The sequence below is a fragment of the Pseudomonas sp. FP198 genome (assembly GCF_030687895.1).
In the GTDB taxonomy this organism is placed as follows: Bacteria; Pseudomonadota; Gammaproteobacteria; order Pseudomonadales; family Pseudomonadaceae; genus Aquipseudomonas.
In genome coordinates, this window is the sequence record NZ_CP117452.1 from 2,280,632 (window position 1) to 2,299,859 (window position 19,228).

Sequence of the window (19,228 nt, forward strand, 5' to 3'; positions counted from 1 at the left end):
CTTACTCCACAAACAAAGTGGCGGGTTGTTCGAGCAGGCCACGCAGGGCCTGGATGAATTGCGCCGCATCCATGCCGTCGACCACCCGGTGATCGAAGGAGCTGGAGAGGTTCATCATCTTGCGGATCACGATCTGGCCCTTGATCACCACGGGCCGCTCGACGATCTTGTTGACGCCGACGATCGCCACTTCCGGCAGGTTCAGCACCGGCGTGCTGACGATGCCGCCCAACGCGCCAAGGCTGGTCAGGGTGATGGTCGAGCCGGACAATTCGTCGCGACTGGCCTTGCCGTTGCGGGCCGCTGTCGCCAGGCGCGAGATTTCCGCCGCGCTGTCCCACAGGCTGCGGGCCTCGGCGTGGCGCACCACCGGCACCATCAGGCCGACATCGCTCTGGGTGGCGACGCCGACATGCACGGCGCCGGAGCGGTGAATGACCTGGGCTTCATCGTCGTAACGGGCGTTCATCTGCGGGAAATCCCGCAGCGCCACGACCAGGGCGCGGACCAGGAACGGCAGCAACGTCAACTTGCCGCGACTGGCACCGTGTTTTTCATTCAGATGAACACGCAGTTCTTCCAGGGCGGTGACGTCGATTTCCTCGACATAGCTGAAATGGGCCGCGCGCTGGGTGGCTTCCTGCATGCGCTGGGCGATCTTGCGGCGCATGCCGATCACCGGGATCTGCTGCTCGTCGTGACGTTCGGCATAACCCGAGCCGCCCTTGGCCTGGGACGATGGGCCTTGGGCCAGATAGGCCTCCAGGTCTTCATGCAGAATTCGCCCGGCGGGGCCGCTGCCCTGGACCAGACGCAGCTGGATACCCAGGTCTAGCGCGTGTTTGCGCACGGCCGGCGAGGCCAGCGGACGCTCGTCGGGATCGCGGGCCACCGGCGCCTGTGCCGCTTGGGCCGGGCGGGGCGCGGCGACGGGTTTTTCCGTCACAGGTTCGGGGCGGGAAGCCTGTTCAGGCTTCGCGACGGGTTCAGGCTTGGCCACCGGTGCCGTCGATTGAGCCGATTCCTTCAGGTTGCCGGCGCCTTCCACTTCAATGCGGATCAGCTCGCTGCCCACCGCCATGACCTCACCCGGTTCGCCACCGAGGGCGATGACCCGGCCATGCACCGGCGAAGGAATATCCACCATCGCCTTGTCAGTCATGACATCGGCCAACACCTGGTCTTCGACCACCATGTCGCCGACCTTGACGTGCCACACCGACAATTCAACTTCCGCGATGCCTTCGCCGATGTCCGGCATCTTGATAACGTGCGTGCCCATTCAGACCTCCATGACCCGTTTCAACGCCGCGCCCACACGGGACGGCCCTGGGAAATACGCCCACTCCTGCGCGTGCGGGTAGGGGGTGTCCCAACCGGTGACACGCTCGATGGGCGCTTCCAGGTGGTGGAAGCAATGTTCTTGCACCAGCGACACCAGCTCGGCGCCGAAACCGCAGGTGCGGGTGGCCTCGTGGACCACCACGCAGCGGCCGGTCTTCTTCACGGATTTGACGATGGTGTCCAGGTCCAGCGGCCACAGGCTGCGCAGGTCGATGACTTCGGCGTCGATCCCGGTTTCTTCGGCTGCTACCTGGGAGACGTAGACCGTGGTGCCGTAGGTCAGCACCGTCACGTCCTTGCCCGGACGGGTGATGGCGGCGACGTCCAGCGGCACGGTGTAGTAGCCGTCGGGTACTTGCGCCTGCGGGTGTTTGGACCACGGCGTTACCGGGCGGTCATGGTGACCGTCGAACGGGCCGTTATACAGGCGCTTGGGTTCAAGGAAGATCACCGGGTCATCGTTTTCGATGGAGGCGATCAGCAGGCCCTTGGCGTCGTAGGGGTTGGATGGCATGACGGTGCGCAGCCCGCAGACCTGGGTGAACATCGCCTCGATGCTCTGGCTGTGGGTCTGGCCGCCATAGATGCCGCCGCCGCAGGGCATGCGCAGGGTCATCGGTGCGGTGAACTCGCCGGCCGAGCGATAGCGCAGGCGCGCGGCTTCGGAAATGATCTGGTCCGACGCCGGGTAGACGTAGTCGGCGAACTGGATCTCGGCCACCGGCCGCAGCCCATAGGCGCCCATGCCCACGGCCACGCCGACGATGCCGCTTTCGGAAATCGGCGCGTCGAACACCCGCGAGGTGCCGTACTTGTTCTGCAGGCCTTCGGTGCAGCGGAACACGCCGCCGAAGTAACCGACGTCCTGGCCGAACACCACGACGTTGTCGTCGCGCTCGAGCATCACGTCCATGGCCGAGCGCAGCGCCTGGATCATGGTCATGGTGGTAGTGGTCATGGCGGTGTCCAACGCAATATTGTTGTTGTGATCGTTCATGTCAGATCCCCAACTGCTGACGCTGGCGCTTCAAGTGCTCCGGCATCTCTTTGTAGACGTCCTCGAACATGGTCGCGGCGCTCGGAATCTGCCCGCCGGCAAGGGTGCCGTACTGCTCGGCTTCTTTCTGCGCGGCGATCACCTCGGCTTCAAGCTCGGCGGTGACGGCGGCGTGTTCCTCTTCGGACCACTGGCCGATCTTCACCAGGTGCTGCTTGAGGCGCGCAATCGGGTCGCCCAACGGGAAGTGACTCCAGTCGTCGGCCGGGCGGTATTTCGAAGGATCGTCAGACGTGGAGTGCGGGCCGGCGCGGTAGGTGACCCATTCGATCAGGGCCGGACCGAGGTTACGGCGGGCCCGTTCGGCGGCCCAGCGCGACGCGGCGTAGACGGCGATGAAATCGTTGCCATCGACCCGCAGCGAGGCGATGCCGCAGCCGACGCCGCGTCCGGCGAAAGTGGTGGCTTCACCGCCGGCAATCGCCTGGAAAGTGGAAATCGCCCACTGGTTGTTGACCACGTTGAGGATCACCGGGGCGCGGTAGACGTGGGCGAAGGTGAGGGCGGTGTGGAAGTCCGATTCGGCGGTGGCGCCGTCGCCAATCCAGGCCGAGGCGATCTTGGTGTCGCCCTTGATCGCCGAGGCCATGCCCCAGCCTACGCCCTGGATGAACTGGGTGGCGAGGTTGCCGGAAATGGTGAAGAAACCGGCGTCCTTGACCGAATACATGATCGGCAACTGCCGGCCCTTGAGCGGATCGCGCTCGTTGGACAACAGTTGGCAGATCAGGTCCACCAGCGGCACGTCGCGGGCCATGAGGATGCTTTGCTGGCGGTAGGTCGGGAAGCACATGTCGTCGATGTTCAGGGCCAGGGCCTGGGCGCTGCCGATGGCTTCCTCGCCAAGGCTCTGCATGTAGAACGACATTTTTTTCTGGCGCTGGGCGACGACCATGCGGTTGTCGTAGATGCGTGTCTTGAGCATGGCGCGCATGCCCTTGCGGAGGATTTCGACGGGGACGTTTTCAGCCCATTCGCCGAGGGCGTTGCCCTGGTCGTCGAGCACGCGGATCAGGCTGCGCGCCAGGTCGGCGGTGTCGGCGGGTTCGACGTCGATGGGAGGTTTGCGCACCGTGCCGGCATCGGTCAGATGCAGGTAGGAGAAGTCGGTCTTGCAGCCGGGACGGCCCGAAGGTTCGGGGACGTGCAGGCGTAGCGGTTCGTACGCTGGGTTCATGGCTTTCTACGCTCGATCTTGTGAATTTCTTGTAGTGGGCGCGCTAGCTGACGAATTTCCCTGGGTAGGTGGGAAATTGTCCTACAACAATCATAGGCTCGACGTAGAAGAATTTTTTTCTCTGTTGGCTTGCTGTTTAGATGATTTGCAGATAAAAAATCTGCACAACGATAAGAAACAGGAAATTTTGTCTCATGCGCAAATTGGATCGCACCGACATCGGCATTCTCAACAGCCTTCAGGAAAACGCCCGCATCACCAATGCCGACCTTGCCCGTTCGGTCAACCTGTCGCCGACGCCGTGCTTCAATCGGGTCCGGGCGATGGAGGAGCTGGGAGTGATTCGCGAGCAGGTCACCCTGTTGGATGCCGACCTGCTGGGCCTGCACGTCAACGTGTTTATCCATGTCAGCCTGGAGAAGCAGGTGGAAGAGGCGCTGCAGCATTTCGAAGAGGCGATCTCCGACCGGCCGGAAGTGATGGAGTGCTACCTGATGGCGGGCGACCCGGATTACCTGATCCGCGTGCTGGTGCCGACCATCCAGTCACTGGAGCGGTTCATGATGGATTTCCTGACCAAAGTCCCCGGGGTGGCGAATATCCGCTCAAGCTTCGCCCTCAAGCAGGTGCGCTACAAGACCGCGCTGCCGCTGCCGGCCAATGGCTTGACGCTGGGTACCTGAAAGGCTGCGCCCCCACATTGGATTTATGGTGTGACCGGGCAATGTGACCGCCGCCGATCTCTGTGGGAGCGAGCTTGCTCGCGATGGGGCCATTACATCCGACATCAATGCAAGCAGACCCACCGCCTTCGCGAGCAAGCTCGCTCCCACATTGGATATGGGGTGATCCTAGAGCTGATTGATCGGAATCTTCAGATAGGTCACGCCATTACCCTCCGCCGGCGGCAAGTGGCCCGCCCGCACATTCACCTGGATCGCCGGCAACAGCAGCGTCGGCATGCCCAGGGTCTTGTCGCGCTGGGTGCGCATGGCCACGAACGCGGTCTCGTCGATGCCGTCGCGAACATGGATGTTGTGCTGGCGCTGTTCGCCAACGGTGCTCATGCACTGGGGCTCGCGGCCCTCCGGCGGGTAATCGTGGCATACGTAGAGTCGAACGCCGGCAGGGAAGGCCAGCAGCTTGCGGATCGAAGCGTAGAGCTGATGGGCGTCGCCGCCAGGGAAGTCGCAGCGGGCAGTGCCCACGTCAGGCATGAACAGGGTGTCGCCCACCAGGATCACATCGCCATCGATCAGGTAGGCCATGTCCGCCGGGGTGTGGCCGGGAACGTGCAGCGCGGTGGCCTTGAGGTTGCCGATAAAAAAAGATTCGTCGGCCGCGAACAGGTGATCGAACTGTGAACCATCCACGGCAAATTGCGCTTCGAGATTGAACAGCGTCTTGAAGACACTCTGGACCTGATGGATGGATTCGCCGATGGCGATCTTGCCGCCCAGTTTCTCCCGCAGGTAAGGGGCGGCGGACAAGTGATCGGCATGGGCGTGGGTTTCCAGCAGCCATTGCACCGTCAACTGGTGTTCAGCCACGAAAGCGATCACCCGATCGGCCTGCTCCGTGCCGCTGCGGCCTGACGCCGGGTCGTAGTCGAGCACCGGGTCGACCACCGCACAGGACCCGCCAGCGTGTTCATAAACCACGTAGGTATAGGTCTTTGAAGCGGGGTCGAGGAAGCTTTGGATCTGCGCGGGCATGACAACGAACCTGTGCGGGAAGAACTCATGAAAGGGGCGGCTACGCGGCCCAGCGGGAGCAAGCTCGCTCGTCATAGACCAATCTATGAATAGCGGGTTGCAACGCTTGGGGCTTACAACATATGGTCCGCAGCTTAAGTGAGGGCCACCGCGTCCTGCAAATGCGATCACACCTGACAACAGGCGTGCGCGGCTTGAGAGACGGTTATGTTACTGGCAAGTTTTTTTGGTGTGATCATGGGCCTGATCCTTGGCCTGACAGGGGCGGGCGGCGGAATTCTGGCCGTGCCGGCGTTGGTGTTGGGCCTGGGTTGGAGCATGACCCAGGCCGCGCCGGTGGCGTTGTTTGCGGTGGGCAGCGCCGCAGCTGTCGGCGCCATCGATGGGTTGCGCCATGGGCTGGTGCGTTACCGCGCTGCGTTGCTCATTGCGCTGCTGGGCGCGGTGTTTTCGCCGGTGGGTGTCTATTTCGCCCACCAGCTTGCGGAAAAAATCCTGATGATTCTGTTCAGCCTGCTGATGGTGCTGGTGGCGGCGCGCATGCTGCGCCGGGAAACCCCACGGCCGGGGCCCAGCGACCACGGTGCGGCCAGTTGGGGCCAGAAGAACTGCATGCTGGATCAGCAGACCGGGCGCCTGGCCTGGACCGCCCGCTGCACCGCCACCTTGTCGGCTTTGGGTGCGGTCACGGGCATGGTTTCGGGCCTGCTGGGCGTGGGTGGCGGTTTCCTGATCGTCCCGGCGTTCAAACAACTGACCGACGTGCAGATGCGCGGCATTGTCGCCACCTCCTTGATGGTCATCAGCTTGATTTCGTTGATCGGCGTGGTCGGCGCGTTTCATGCCGGGGTGAGCATCGACCGGGTCGGGGCGGCGTTCATTGCGGCGAGCATCGTCGGGATGATTTTGGGGCGACGCTTCTCGGCGAAGGTTCCAGCGCGGGCGTTGCAGGTGGGTTTTGCCGGGGTGTGCCTGGCGGTGGCGGGGTTCATGTTGCTGCGGGCTTAGCGGAGGAGGAGGCTTTTGTGGCGAGGGAGCTTGCTCCCGCTCGGCTGCGAAGCAGACGCCAGGCTTGATAATGGATGGGCCTGCTTCGCAGTCCAGCGGGAGCAAGCTCCCTCGCCACGTAGATCGCGGTGCTTATAACTCCCGGCACTGCATCGAAAACCCCAACGCCACCGACTGTCCTTGCTCCAGCAAGCGCAACCCCGGCCGTCCTGGCAGGTGATGAGCGTTGACCGGATGGCTGACCGGTTCGATGCAGAAGAAATCCAGACCGACGGGGCAGTACAACAGGAAATATTCGCTGCCGCTGGCGCGGCATTCCAGTTCATAACCCAGTTCCGGTTGCTGGATCAGGCATCGTCCGTCCCAGCCGCCGAAGCCGTTGTCGACGAGGGTGTCGGGCAATAGCCGCGGTTGTTGGAAATCCCACTTCGAAGGAACGTCCCTCAGTTCCGTTGGCAGTTTCGAGGCGTCGCACATCCACACTTCGCTGGCGCGGGTTTGCAGGCGGGTACCGGCGGTGCGTGGCAAATATGGATGCAAACCCAACCCGTGCCAGGCAGCCTGTTCGGCCATGTGGGTGACGTGGAGGGCGATTTGCAGTTGGCCGCCGCTCAAGCGGATCCGCAGGCTGGCGCAATAGGCGAAGGGGTACAGGCTGTCCAGTTGCAGCAAGGCTTCCTGGCCGGTTCGCTCGGTAACCTGCCAAGGTTGCTGCCAGGCACTGCCATGGATCGGAAAGGGATCGTTGGGGCTGTTGGCTTCCAGGGCGAGCCAGCCGCCAGGGCAATCGAAACCGCCCTCGGCAATCCGGTTCGACCAGGGGATCAACGGAAAGCAGCCGAGCTTTCCCGGCAGGCGGTTTTCCAGTGCTTGCGGTGCGGGCGGGCGCAGCAACGGCGCACCGGTGCTGCGCAATGTCCATTCAACGAGGCTGGCACCCAGGTGCGGAGCCAGGGTGAGGCGAGTGAGTTCGTCTTCGAGATGGAGAAGAGGTGGTGTCATGGCGGCGTCTTTTTCGGAAGGGCTGAAAGCTTTTGTGGCGAGGGAGCTTGCTCCCGCTCGGCTGCGAAGCAGACGCCCCGATTGACACCGGAGGGGCCTGCTGCGCAGTCCAGCGGGAGCAAGCTCCCTCGCCACAAGAGGGCTTGCTCACTGTTGGGGTTACAACACCAGATTCGGCAACCACAGCGAAATGGCAGGAATGTAGGTCACCAGCATCAGCACCAGGAACAGCATGGCGTAGAACGGCAGCAGCGCCTTGACGGTGCTTTCGATGCTCACCTTGCCGATGGCGGAACCGACGAACAGTACCGCGCCCACCGGCGGTGTGATCAGGCCGATACCGAGGTTCACCAGCATGATCATGCCGAACTGCACCGGGTCTACGCCGATGCCGACGATCACCGGCATCAGGATCGGCGTCAGGATCAGGATCAGCGGCGCCATGTCCATCACGGTGCCCAACAGCAGCAACATCACGTTGATGCACATCAGGATCACGTAGCGGTTGTCCGACAGTGTCAGGAACGCGGTGGTGATCTTCGCCGGAATCTCCATCAGCGTCATGATGTAGCCGAAGCTGGCGGCGAAGCCGATCAGGATCATCACGATGGAGATGGTGCGTACCGTACGGTGCATCAGTTTCGGCAACTCGCTCCACTTGTAGTCGCGATAGATGCACATGGTCACGAAGAACGCCCACACCACGGCAATGGCGGCCGATTCGGTGGCAGTGAACACACCCGAGAGAATGCCGCCAAGGATGATGAACAGGGTCATCATGCCCCACATGGCTTCCTTGCAGATCTTCAACGCTTGCTTGAGCGGAATCACTTCGCCCTTGGGGTAATTGCGCTTTTTCGCAAAAACCAGGCACAGCGCCATCAGGCACAGGTTCATCATGATACCGGGGACGATGCCGGCCATGAACAGCGAACCAATCGAGACGGTGCCGCCAGCGGCGAGCGAGTACAGCACCGCGTTGTGGCTGGGCGGTGTCAGCAGCGCTTGTACCGAACCGCTGACAGTGACGGCGGTGGCGTATTCACGCGGATAGCCCCGGCGTGTCATTTCCGGGATCAGCACCGAGCCGACCGAGGCGGTATCGGCCACCGAGGAGCCGGAGATCGCGCCAAAAAAACTCGAGGCCACGAGGTTGACCAAAGACAGGCCACCGCGCACGAAGCCTACCAACACACTGGCGAATGCCACCAAGCGGCGGGACATGCCGCCCTCGGCCATGATCGCGCCGGCCAGGACGAAGAACGGAATGGCCAGCAGCGAGAACTTGTTCACCCCGCCCGTTACCTGAATCATCATGGCCTGGAACGGAATATCGATCCACCACGCCCCGATCAGGGCGGCGGCGCCCAATGCGTAGGCGACCGGCATGCCGATCAGGATCAACAACAAAAAACTGCCCAGCAGAATCAGAGCGTCCATTAAACGGCACCTTCGTTTTCTTCAACCAGGTCGAACTGCACGACCCGACGCTGGCTTTGATCACCCAGCAAGAGTTTTTCCAGGACAAAAATCAGGGTCAGGAAGCCACCGATCGGGATCGGCATGTACGTGATGCCGACGCGCAGGGTAGGGATGGCGCTCATGAATTGATTCCAAGTGGCCATGCACAGCTTGGTGCCCCAGACGGTCATGAAAATGCAGACAGCGGCCATCAACAGCTGGGAAAAAATCGAGGCAGCGTTTTTCAGATGCGGTGGCAGGCGGCTGGTGACCATGTCAACGGCCATGTGCGAGCCGGAGCGGTAACTGGCGGCGGCGCCAATGAAGGTGAACACGATCATCAGCAAAATGGCGGTGGGCTCTGGCCAGCTGGAGCCTGAGCCCAGCACGTAACGGGCGAATACACCCCAGGGAATCATCAGGGCAACTGCCAGGACGGAAAGGCCGGCGACCCAGATGCACGTCATGTAAATCTTGTCGTTGATACGCAGCAGCAAATTCTTCATCGGGTTCCACCGTAACTGGGCGCGCCTTTTAACCGCAGGCGCGCCCAGCCTTTTCATGAGTACAGATTAAGAGGGTCTTACTGGACAGCCTCGATGCGCTTGATCAGGTCGGCGTACGGAGCACCGTATTTGGCCCGGATCGGCGCGGTGGCGTCATAGAAGGGTTTTTTGTCGACGGTGATGAACTCGACGCCGGCGGCCTTGAGTTTTTCTTCACTGGCGGCGGACTTCTTGTCCCACAGTACACGCTCTTCAGCCTGGGCAGCCTTGGCGGCTTTTTTCACCATCGTTTGTTGATCCGGGGTCAGTTTTTCCCAGGTTTTTTTCGACATCACGATCGGTTCAGGCAGGATCAGGTGGCCGGTCAGGCTGTAGAACTTGGCGTTCTGGTAGTGGTTGTGCTCAAGCATGGTCGGCGGGTTGTTTTCCGCGCCGTCGATCACGCCGGTCTGCAGGGCGCTGAAGATCTCGCCGGTGTCCATGGCGATACCGTTGGCGCCCATGGCGTTGAAGGTCTCGATGAACATCGGGTTGCCCTGGACGCGGATCTTCATGCCCTTGAGGTCTTCGATCTTGCGCACCGGCTTCTTGGTGTAGAGGTTGCGGGTGCCGCCATCCATCCAGGCCAGGGCTACCAGGCCGAATTCGGAGGTGGTGATCTTGTCGAGGATCGCATCGCCGACATCACCATCGATGACTGCGCGCATGTGCGCCTGGTCGCGGAAGATGAACGGCATGTTGAAGACGTTCACGTCCGGCACCACAGGCCCGACGATGCCCAGGCTGACCCGGGACATCTGTATCGCGCCGACTTGCATCTGCTCGATGACTTCTTTTTCGGAGCCGAGTACGCCGCCAGGGTAGAACTTGAACTTCAGTTCGCCGTTGCTCTCCTTTTCCAGGGTTTTACCCATGGATTCCTCGGCTACCACGGTCGGGTAGCCCTTGGGGTGGATGTCGGCGATCTTGATATCGAGCGCTTGTGCCGCCTGCGCCAGGAAGGCCAGGGGCAGGGCCGCGATCAGAAGCGTGCGTTTGAAATTCATGGTCAATCTCCAGTGTTGTTGTTTTTATATCTATCGATGTGAAGCGGCAAAGCAGATCAGTTCGCGGAGTGTTTCCGTCCTCCGAAAGCAGGTTCAGCCAGACCCTTGACGCCGGGTTTGAGAGCGAACACGCCACCGGCCAGGGATTGCGGATCATTGTCGTCACCCGGACGGATCGAGGTGACGAAGAGCGTATCGAGCCGGCTTCCGCCGAAGGCGCACATGGTCGGTTTTTTCACCGGCACTTCCAGCGAACGGTCGAGGCGTCCGTCCGGGGTGAAGCGGTGAATCAGCCCGGCGTCATTGGCGCAAATCCAGTAGCAACCGTCGGCGTCCACCGCTGCGCCGTCCGGGCGACCGGCCAGGGGCATCATGTCGACGAACAGGCGCCGGTTGGACGGGGTGCCACTGTCGATGTCGTAGTCGAAGGCCCAGATCTGCTGGCTCAACGGATGCGAATCGGAGAGGTACATCGTCCGTCCGTCGGGGCTGAAACCCAGGCCGTTGGGTACGATGAAACCGCTGAGTTGTGGCTCGACCGGGCTGCTTTGCCCAGCGTCAAAACGGTACATCCGGCCTTCGTCGGCATTGGCGCCCATGTTCAACACCATGCTGCCGGCCCAGAAACGGCCCTGGCGATCGCAACGGCCGTCGTTAAGGCGCATGTCGCTGCGGCTGTGTTCGACGCTGGCGCACAGTTCGCTGTCCAGGCTGCCGTCGTCATTGGGGTGCAGACGGAAGAAACCGCTTTCCATGCCCGCGACCCAGCCACCGTCCTGGTGACGGGCAATGCAGGCGAGCATTTCGGGGGCTTCCCAGCCCTGGATTTTTCCAGTGCTGGCGTTCCAGCGTTGCAGGCCGCCGCTGGGGATGTTCACCCAGTACAGGGCGTTCTCCTCGGGGACCCACACCGGGCTTTCCCCGACGGCGTTGCGTGCATCGACAATCAATTCGGCTTGCATGGCGATTCCTTGGTTCGTGTGTATCCCATGAAACAGGCGAATCAGTTGTCGAACGGGCCGGCAGCGACAAAGGCGCCGCCCTGGTAGATCCTGGCCGGATCATCCTCGGCCGGCATTGGCTGGGCTTCGACTTTGGCGCGGAAGATTTCCGAAGTGTCCTTGGGCTGGTAACCCAGGTGCGCGGCGTGGCTGTTGTCCCACCAGACATCGCGGTTGGCGGACACGCCGTAAACCACGGTGTGGCCGACTTTCGGGGTGTAGAGCGAGCATTCGATCAGTTGGGTGAGGTCGTCGAAGCTCAGCCAGGTGCTCATCATCCGGCGGTTCTGTGGTTCCGGGAATGACGAGCCGATGCGGATGCTCACGGTCTCGATGCCGTAGCGATCGAAGTAGAAACTGGCCATGTCTTCGCCGTAGGACTTGGACAGGCCGTAGTAGCCATCCGGACGGCGCGGGGAGAGGGCGTCGAGGGTCTGGTCCTGCTTGTAGAAACCGATGACATGGTTGGAACTGGCGAAGATCACGCGCTTGACGCCGTGCTTGCGCGCGGCTTCATAAATATGGAACACGCCGCTGAGGTTGGCGCCGAGGATTTCCTCGAACGGACGCTCGACCGACACGCCGCCAAAATGCAGGATGGCGTCGACGCCTTCCACCAACTGGTGCACAGCCTGTTTATCCGACAGGTCGCAGGGCACCACTTCTTCGCTTTCGTCGATGGCCGGCGCCATGTTGGCGATGTCCGACAGGCGAATATGGCGGGCGTAAGGCTTGAGGCGTTCGCGCAAGACTTTGCCAAGGCCGCCGGCGGCACCGGTCAACAGCAGGCGATTGAAGGGGTGGCGAATTTGTGTCGTGGTCATGGCATTACCTGAGCAAACAGTGAGAGGTACAGTTGTTATAAGTTGTCGTACGACCGAGGGCGAATATCCTTATCCTTCTGCTGCCTTGTCAACGTTTGATCGACGAACCGCTCTGGAACGGCGTCCTTGCCGTAGATTGCCATGGGATGCGCCCAGGCTGAATCCTTCCGTTACAGCAGCGAAATCGGATAGCTGATGAAGATACGGTTCTCGTCGAATTCGTTGGTGTTGAAGTCGCGACGAATCGATGCGTTACGCCATTTCACGTTGAGACTCTTCAGCGCACCGCTCTGCACGGTATAAGCCAGCTCAGTCTCGCGGCCCCATTCCTTGCCATCGTCGACCGTGGCGGTGTGCACGTTGTCACCACTGATGTAGCGGTTCATCAGGGTCAGGCCCGGCACGCCGACGGCGGCGAAGTTGAAGTCGTGGCGCAACTGCCAGGATTTTTCCTTGGCGTTATCGTAGCTGGAGTTGTAGCTGTCGTTCGCCAGAGTGCCGCCGCTGGTGCCGTTGACGCGCATCCAGGCGTCATCGCCGCCGACTTTCTGCAGGCCGACATAGAAGGTGTTGCCACCGTATTTGGCCGAGAGCATGGCGAACGCGGTCTTGTTGTCGAGATCGCCGGCCAGGGCGCTGCCGTCTTCCTTGCCGATGAAGTAGCCAAGGTTGGCGCCCAGGGTCCAGTCGCCCATGGGTTGGCTGTGGGTCAGGTTGAAATATTGCTGCTGGTAGATGTCGGACAGTTCCGCGTACCAGACGCCGACCTGGGTGCGTTTTTCGTTGAAGGCATATTCGCCGCCGCCGAAATTGAAACGGTCGGAAGTGAAGGCGCTGCGGCCGTTCATCGACATGTCTTCCATGCTCGCGTCGTTACGCGGGCTGTTGCCACGGAACTGACCGCCATAGAGGCTCAAGCCGTTGATCTCGGTGGAGGTGACCTGGCCGCCCTGGAAGGTTTGCGGCAGGGAACGACCATCGTCGGAACGCAGGATCGGCAGCACCGGCATCCACTCGCCGACTTTCAATTCAGTCTTCGAGACCTTGGCCTTGAGGGCCACGCCCAAACGGCCGAAGTCATCGGCCGGGCGACCGTCGTCGTGCACCGGCAGCAACTGGGTACCGGCGGTGCCGCGACCGCCGTCGAGCTTGACCGAGTACAGGCCGAGCACGTCCACGCCGAAGCCGACCGTGCCTTGGGTGAAACCGGACTTGGCGTCGAGGATGAAGCTTTGAGTCCATTCCTCGGCTTTGCCTTGGGCGGCGGCGTCGTTGACGAAGTTGCGGTTGAAATAGGCGTTGCGCAGATTCAGCGTGGCTTTGGCGTCATCGACAAAACCTGCGGCGCTGGCGGTCATGGGCAGGAACATGGCAAGGCTGCTGCAACTGATCAGGCCCAGGGCGACATTCGATGGGCAAAAAGGACGGGTTGGACGGTTCTTGGGCGAAAAACGGACACGTGTGCTCACTCTGACGCTCCCTTGCTTTTTTGTTGTTTTTATTTGTTATACGTCGTCGTACAACATGGCAGGGATTATTTGGTGGCGGCTGATTCTTGTCAACTGGCCATTACGGGGAATTTTCTCGCTGGTGGCCGCTGACGGTAGGCATTTCCTAGCTTTATAGGGGCGCTGCATTAGGCTGAAAAGGGCTTTGCTGTGGAGAAAAGCGCAGTCTCAGCATAGCTGCGAGGAGATTGGGTTGTGCGATGACTGGTCTAAGACATTAGTCGAATGGCAAGCCGATAAAGCTTCTGTGGCGAGGGAGCTCGCTCCCGCTGGGCTGCGCAGCAGCTTCAAAATATCTACACGATGCGCTCGTTGCCATATTTCCCTAGGCTGCTACGCAGCCAGCGGGAGCAAGCTCCCTCGCCACGGCGTGTGTATCTCGCGGAAAACGATCATAGGTATTTGCCTTTATGTGCAGTACCACTCTTATATGAAATTACGATCAGACCTATAGCAACAAAATCAAGTTACCTGTCATTTCTGACAGTAGCCCTCTCTCGGCAGTGAGCTTAAATTGCCGCCTGTGCGCTCAGGAGTTAGGAGATTTTACTATCTGTGCGCTACATGCATTTTACCTTACTCGCCACAAAGAGAACGCAGACATGTCAACCCCAATCGAACCATTAGCGCATAGAACAGATACTTGGATGACCGACAACAAGGAGAAACTTGGCATCCTTAAACTTCATGAGTTAGCACTTCCTTCTGCCCATAACTCGGGGGTGGATAAAAAAGGGGTGTTGGGCGCGGAAGAGGGTTGGGTTGCCTGTCAAGAAGACTCCTTCTATTACCAGTTAATGAATGGTATTCGCGTATTGGACTTGCGTATTCGTATGCACCGGTACCATGATGCGGTTGCATTCAACTTCTATCACGGGGATGTCGAGTCAACTAGAACCATAAAACATCTAATTGACGATTGCCGAAGGTTTTTCAATGAGGGTGGGGGTGCTCGAAATAATGAAATTATCATTTTTGATATAAATCACGCAGATTCAGAAATTGGAGAGTTTTGGTGGGAGGTTATAAAAAGTAAGTTTGTGGACGGCTTGTCTGATATCTTGATTCCCCCAGAAGCAGCGAGCTTGACACTTAAAGAAATCAACCAGCAGTATCCTGGAAAACATATCATACTCGCTTGGGCAGTGGTGGGCGGGCCAATGTTCTGGGGTGGTGTCCAAAGTGATTGGGTCGGAGAGGACCTGCCCAGTTTGGCTCAGATAAGGGAATATATTATGAATACCATCCACAACATCTACCCGCCGGACCGTTTGAGATCGCTGCAGGTTGTCAAGTATTCCAGGCGCTACGGCCCTGAAAAAATCGGAGCGGCCATTAACGAGTGGTTCTCAGCAGATTCGGAGTGGCTCCAAAAATCCAATATTATCAATGTGGATTTTTTTGAAGCTTCAAATATCGTGCAGAATTGCATCACGTCCAATATAAAAAAGGCATCACCCATCCCTCCCTCCAAGCCAGTGGTAGGGAATAAATACCAGTCTGATGATCGGTTGTTAGTAGTGTCCTTTAAGTCTACCGATAATTTACTGGTCTCTCATTATGTTGCCGTCGTTAACGGAGAAACTAAAACGGTACAACACCAGGACAGGTACGTGGAGTGGCCTACGGCTACTTTTAAGGTGGATTTTAATGCAAATTTCACAGGGTCGGTTTACGCGGTAGATAATACCGGATTGAAGTCACAAAGTGCTGTGTTCTCGGGCAATACGGGGGCGGCCCCTGTTCCTGGTGAGCCACAATTTATTGGGTTAGAACGCCATCATTTGATTGAGGAGGACAGAATACTGGCCGGTTGGTTGAAAAGGCAGCCTCATGGCGAAAATTATGAGGTCTGCATTTATAAAGCTGACGATAAAGGCAAACCTATTGGTTCAGCAGTAGAATCTACGTTACTTCCCATTACCTATGCCAAATACACATTTAAAAATTTAACACCAGGTCAGGGCTATTACATTACCCTTCGCCAAGTCAACGTCCTCGGACAAGCTGGGATAATGAGGGATATATGGGTCCGCCCATAGACACTTGCGTCTCAACCCTGCACCCCAGGCATATCCAACCTTGTGGCTGCTCTTGGGCGGCTACAAGCTTGCGTAAAAACATGACCCCAGCACAAAAAGGAGTAACCTGCCGCCCTGCCTTGATCCCCTTTCCATGGACCCCCTATGTTCCCCAACGCCGAGCGCTACAACCACTCCACCGAATATGCCAACAAACTGGTCGACCGCATCGGCCAGACACCGGCCTGGATTGCCTTGCGCATCGGCGTCACTGAAAAACGCATGCGCTACATTCTCGCGGGCTCGCGTACGATCAAGGGCGATACTACCGAAATCCTGATGTCTTACGCCGAGCAGTTCTGCCTGGAATGCCTTGCCGCCGAGGCCAAGGCCGCCAAGGATCGCGCCCGCTCGAAAGCGGCAGGCCCTGCCAGCGACGCCTGAACCCACCTCGATCCGTGGCGGGGGAGCTTGCTCCCGCTGGCTGCCTGGCAGCCCTCTTGAAGATCCCCTATCAGCGGCACCGAGTTATCAGTGATGGGGCTGCTGCGCAGCCCAGCGGGAGCAAGCTCCCTCGCCACGAAAGCGTCTGCGGCACTTCTTGGCGTTCGTTGTCGTCGAACAAGCATTTGAAAGTTTCCAGCGGCCAATTGTCGTTATGTTCCCCCAAGGTTTCTGAATGGATCATTACACCCCGCGCGCCTGGCAGCCGCACGAACGGCCGACGCTGCCTGGTTCGCCCTCGACGCCGTTGCATCCCACGTCCAAGCGGCTTGCCTACGCGCTGGTCGGCGTGCTGGTGGCGTTGACCGGGGGCTTGGGCAATTCGCTGGTGATCGCCAATCTGCCTTATCTGCAAGGTTCCCTGGGGGCGACCACGGCGGAGATGGCCTGGCTGCCCGCGGCCTACGTCATGACCAACGTCTCGATGAACCTGCTGCTGGTGAAGTTTCGCCAGCAATTCGGCTTGCGCGCGTTTACCGAAGTGTTCCTGGCGCTTTACGCCCTGGTGACCTTCGGCCATCTGTTCGTCAACGACCTGAACTCGGCGATCGCCGTGCGTGCGGCCCATGGCATGGTCGGTGCGGCCCTCAGCTCCCTGGGCCTGTATTACATGGTCCAGGCTTTCCCGGCCAAGTGGCGGCTCAAGGCGCTGGTGTTGGGCTTGGGCACTTCGCAGTTGGCGCTGCCAATGGCCCGGCTGTTCTCTGAAGACCTACTGCAAATCGCCGAATGGCGCGGCTTGTACCTGTTCGAACTGGGCATGGCGCTGCTGTCGCTGGGCTGCGTGCTGCTGCTCAAGTTGCCGCCGGGTGATCGCTTCAAGACCTTTGAAAAACTCGACTTCCTGACCTTCACCGTGCTCGCCAGCGGCGTCGCCTTGCTGTGCGCGGTGTTGTCGCTGGGGCGCATCGACTGGTGGTTGGAAGCGCCATGGATCGGCGTGGCCTCGGCGGCTTCCATCGTGCTGATCATGGCAGGCCTGGCGATCGAACATAACCGCAGCAATCCGATGCTGATGACGCGTTGGCTCGGCAGCGGGGTGATGATCCGCCTGGCCCTGGCGGTGATTCTGATCCGCATGGTGACCTCGGAACAATCCACCGGAGCGGTGGGTTTCCTGCAAACGCTGAACATGAGCAGTCAGCAGATGCACAGCCTTTACGTGGTGATGCTGATCGGCAGTATCGCCGGGCTGGTGACCAGCGCGCTGACGATCAACCCGGCGCACCTGTTCATGCCGCTGATCATTTCCCTGGCCTTGATGGCCACGGGGTCGGTGATGGACAGTTATTCGAACAACCTGAGCCGTCCACAAAACATGTATTTCAGCCAGTTCCTGCTGGCATTCGGCAGCACGTTCTTCCTTGGGCCGACGATGATCCTGGGGGTGCGCAATGTGCTGACCAACCCGCGAAACCTGGTGAGTTTTTCCGTGCTGTTCGGGATCTGCCAGAGCCTCGGCGGTCTGGTAGGGGCCGCGGTGCTCGGCACGTTCCAGGTGGTGCGCGAGAAATTCTATTCCAGCCATCTGGTGGAGAACCTGAGTCAGTTCGACCCTCGCGTCGCCGCACGGGTGGACAGCGGCGGTTCGGCGGTGGGCTCGCTGATTGCCGATCCGGGCCTGCGTCACCTGCAGGGCCTTCGCAGCCTTGCTGCGGCCGCTACCCGCGAAGCCAACATACTGGCCTATAACGATGTGTTCATGCTGATCGCGGTGATTGCCGTGCTGACGATGATCTGGATTTCCATTCGTGCGCTGTGGCTGATGAGCACCACTCAGCCCGCCGCAGCGCCTGCTCCTTCGCCACAACCCAGCGGTGCCACTTCTCCATGACCGAGCCGACCACCACGACCACCAATGCCATCGCCGATACGCCGGAAGACCAGGCGCCTCCTGCCGCTCCGGTGACAAAACCGCGCTCCTTGCGAGTGCGGATGCTTTCATCCCTCGGATTCGCCGCAGTGGCGATTGTCGGCGTGCTGGTGGTGCTTTACGCCTGGCAATTGCCGCCGTTCAGCAGCGCCGTGGAAACCACTGAAAATGCCTTGGTGCGCGGGCAGGTGACGATCATCGGGCCGCAGCTCAGTGGTTATGTCCATGAAGTCCCGGTGCAGGATTTCCAGTTCGTCAAGGCCGGCGATCTGCTGGTGCGCCTGGATGACCGCATCTACCGGCAACGGCTCGACCAGGCGCTGGCGCAACTGGCGGTGCAACAGGCGGCCCTGGCCAACGTCGTACAGCAGCGCAACAGCGCCGAGGCGACCATCAAGCTGCGCCAGGCCGCGCTGGCCGACAGCCAGGCCCAGGCCCACAAAGCCGCCGCCGACCTGCGCCGCAACGAGGCGTTGGTAAAGGACGGTTCGGTGTCCAGGCGTGAACTGGATATCAGCCGCGCCGCCAGCGCCCAAGCCACCGCGGCCGTCGCCCAGGCCCAGGCCAGCCTGGAAATTGCCCGTCAGGACCGGCAAACCGTCATCGTCAACCGCGGCTCCCTGGAAGCCGCCGTCGCCAGCGCCGAGGCGGCGGTGCAACTGGCGCGCATCGACCTGTCCAACACTCGCGTGCTGGCGCCACGGGACGGTCAACTGGGGCAGATCGGCGTGCGCCTGGGCGCCTACGTCAATTCCGGGGCGCAGTTGATGGCGCTGGTGCCGAACCAGAAGTGGGTGATCGCCAACCTCAAGGAAACCCAGATGGACAAGGTGCGGGTCGGCCAGCCGGCAAGCTTCACCGTGGATGCCCTCGGCCATCGCCGATTCCAGGGGCATATCGAACGCATTTCCCCGGCCACCGGCTCGGAGTTCAGCCTGTTGCAGGCCGACAACGCCACCGGCAATTTCGTCAAGATATCCCAGCGTGTACCGGTTCGTATCACGGTGGATCCGGGCCAGCCCGAAAGCGAGCGGCTGCGACCGGGTATGTCGGTGGTAGTGAGCATCGATACCGCCGCCGAACAACAATGATCAGGAAAAACCGACGTTTTCCGCGCAGGGAACGCGTCACTCACGCGGGAGTCGTAACCTCCATGCGCCTCTGACCCTCCATGGAGAACC

General features: G+C 60.3%; 17 protein-coding genes. 6 read left to right on the forward strand and 11 right to left on the reverse strand.

Going from position 1 to position 19,228, the window contains the following annotated elements; translation table 11 throughout:
• Nucleotide 1: 1 nt before the first annotated feature.
• From PSH78_RS10610 to PSH78_RS10620, 3 genes are read right to left on the reverse strand one after another with little or no spacing between them, the layout of a single operon-like run.
• Nucleotides 2-1,282 (reverse strand): dihydrolipoamide acetyltransferase family protein, encoded by a 1,281-nt coding sequence (locus tag PSH78_RS10610; protein ID WP_305500319.1) that lies wholly within the window; start codon nt 1,280-1,282, stop codon nt 2-4.
• The gene (locus tag PSH78_RS10615) at nt 1,283-2,341 is read right to left on the reverse strand and encodes an alpha-ketoacid dehydrogenase subunit beta (protein WP_305500321.1); all 1,059 of its coding nucleotides are present in this window, start codon (nt 2,339-2,341) and stop codon (nt 1,283-1,285) included.
• 1 nt (nt 2,342) lies between these two features.
• Entirely contained in the window at nt 2,343-3,578 is a 1,236-nt protein-coding gene (locus PSH78_RS10620; RefSeq protein WP_305500323.1) for a 3-methyl-2-oxobutanoate dehydrogenase (2-methylpropanoyl-transferring) subunit alpha, read from the reverse strand.
• Nucleotides 3,579-3,772: 194 nt separating this feature from the next.
• Between PSH78_RS10620 and bkdR the strand changes: the two genes are divergently transcribed.
• A complete protein-coding gene (gene bkdR / locus PSH78_RS10625) occupies nt 3,773-4,261 on the forward strand; it encodes a Bkd operon transcriptional regulator BkdR (RefSeq protein WP_003202929.1) in 489 nt (162 codons plus the stop codon).
• A 168-nt stretch (nt 4,262-4,429) separates the two neighbouring features.
• On the opposite strand, the gene PSH78_RS10630 is transcribed toward bkdR, so the two are convergent.
• Nucleotides 4,430-5,293: an MBL fold metallo-hydrolase gene (locus PSH78_RS10630; RefSeq protein WP_305500325.1), complete on the reverse strand. Its 864-nt coding sequence runs from the start codon at nt 5,291-5,293 to the stop codon at nt 4,430-4,432.
• A 207-nt stretch (nt 5,294-5,500) separates the two neighbouring features.
• Here PSH78_RS10630 and PSH78_RS10635 point away from each other — a divergent pair, with 207 nt between their 5' ends.
• On the forward strand, nt 5,501-6,301 hold the full coding sequence (locus PSH78_RS10635; protein WP_305500327.1) for a sulfite exporter TauE/SafE family protein: 801 nt from the start codon (nt 5,501-5,503) through the stop codon (nt 6,299-6,301).
• 132 nt (nt 6,302-6,433) lie between these two features.
• Here PSH78_RS10635 and PSH78_RS10640 read toward each other — a convergent pair whose 3' ends face one another.
• From PSH78_RS10640 to PSH78_RS10670, 7 genes are all read right to left on the reverse strand, one after another.
• The gene (locus PSH78_RS10640) at nt 6,434-7,303 is read right to left on the reverse strand and encodes an aldose 1-epimerase (RefSeq protein ID WP_305500328.1); all 870 of its coding nucleotides are present in this window, start codon (nt 7,301-7,303) and stop codon (nt 6,434-6,436) included.
• 159 nt (nt 7,304-7,462) lie between these two features.
• Entirely contained in the window at nt 7,463-8,743 is a 1,281-nt protein-coding gene (locus PSH78_RS10645; RefSeq protein ID WP_305500330.1) for a TRAP transporter large permease, read from the reverse strand.
• Nucleotides 8,743-9,270, reverse strand: coding sequence for a TRAP transporter small permease (locus PSH78_RS10650; RefSeq protein WP_305500332.1), 528 nt, complete (start codon nt 9,268-9,270; stop codon nt 8,743-8,745). The genes PSH78_RS10645 and PSH78_RS10650 overlap by 1 nt, the downstream gene beginning before the upstream one ends.
• A 77-nt stretch (nt 9,271-9,347) precedes the next feature.
• Entirely contained in the window at nt 9,348-10,316 is a 969-nt protein-coding gene (locus PSH78_RS10655; protein ID WP_305500334.1) for a TRAP transporter substrate-binding protein, read from the reverse strand.
• A gap of 56 nt (nt 10,317-10,372) precedes the next feature.
• Entirely contained in the window at nt 10,373-11,278 is a 906-nt protein-coding gene (locus tag PSH78_RS10660; protein ID WP_305500335.1) for an SMP-30/gluconolactonase/LRE family protein, read from the reverse strand.
• Nucleotides 11,279-11,319: 41 nt separating this feature from the next.
• Nucleotides 11,320-12,141 carry an NAD(P)-dependent oxidoreductase gene (locus tag PSH78_RS10665; RefSeq protein ID WP_305500337.1) on the reverse strand — a complete coding sequence of 274 codons (822 nt, stop codon included), beginning with the start codon at nt 12,139-12,141 and terminating at the stop codon, nt 11,320-11,322.
• Nucleotides 12,142-12,311: 170 nt separating this feature from the next.
• Nucleotides 12,312-13,610: an OprD family porin gene (locus PSH78_RS10670; RefSeq protein WP_305500338.1), complete on the reverse strand. Its 1,299-nt coding sequence runs from the start codon at nt 13,608-13,610 to the stop codon at nt 12,312-12,314.
• A 641-nt stretch (nt 13,611-14,251) separates the two neighbouring features.
• Between PSH78_RS10670 and PSH78_RS10675 the strand changes: the two genes are divergently transcribed.
• The 4 genes from PSH78_RS10675 (at nt 14,252) to PSH78_RS10690 (ending at nt 19,138) form a co-directional block, all read left to right on the forward strand.
• On the forward strand, nt 14,252-15,691 hold the full coding sequence (locus PSH78_RS10675; protein WP_305500340.1) for a hypothetical protein: 1,440 nt from the start codon (nt 14,252-14,254) through the stop codon (nt 15,689-15,691).
• Between the two features lie 144 nt (nt 15,692-15,835).
• Entirely contained in the window at nt 15,836-16,114 is a 279-nt protein-coding gene (locus PSH78_RS10680; protein WP_305500342.1) for a hypothetical protein, read from the forward strand.
• A 235-nt stretch (nt 16,115-16,349) separates the two neighbouring features.
• On the forward strand, nt 16,350-18,008 hold the full coding sequence (locus PSH78_RS10685; protein ID WP_305500344.1) for an MFS transporter: 1,659 nt from the start codon (nt 16,350-16,352) through the stop codon (nt 18,006-18,008).
• Nucleotides 18,005-19,138 carry an HlyD family secretion protein gene (locus PSH78_RS10690; RefSeq protein WP_305500345.1) on the forward strand — a complete coding sequence of 378 codons (1,134 nt, stop codon included), beginning with the start codon at nt 18,005-18,007 and terminating at the stop codon, nt 19,136-19,138. Before PSH78_RS10685 ends, PSH78_RS10690 begins: the two co-directional genes overlap by 4 nt.
• The last annotated feature ends 90 nt before the right edge of the window (nt 19,139-19,228 follow it).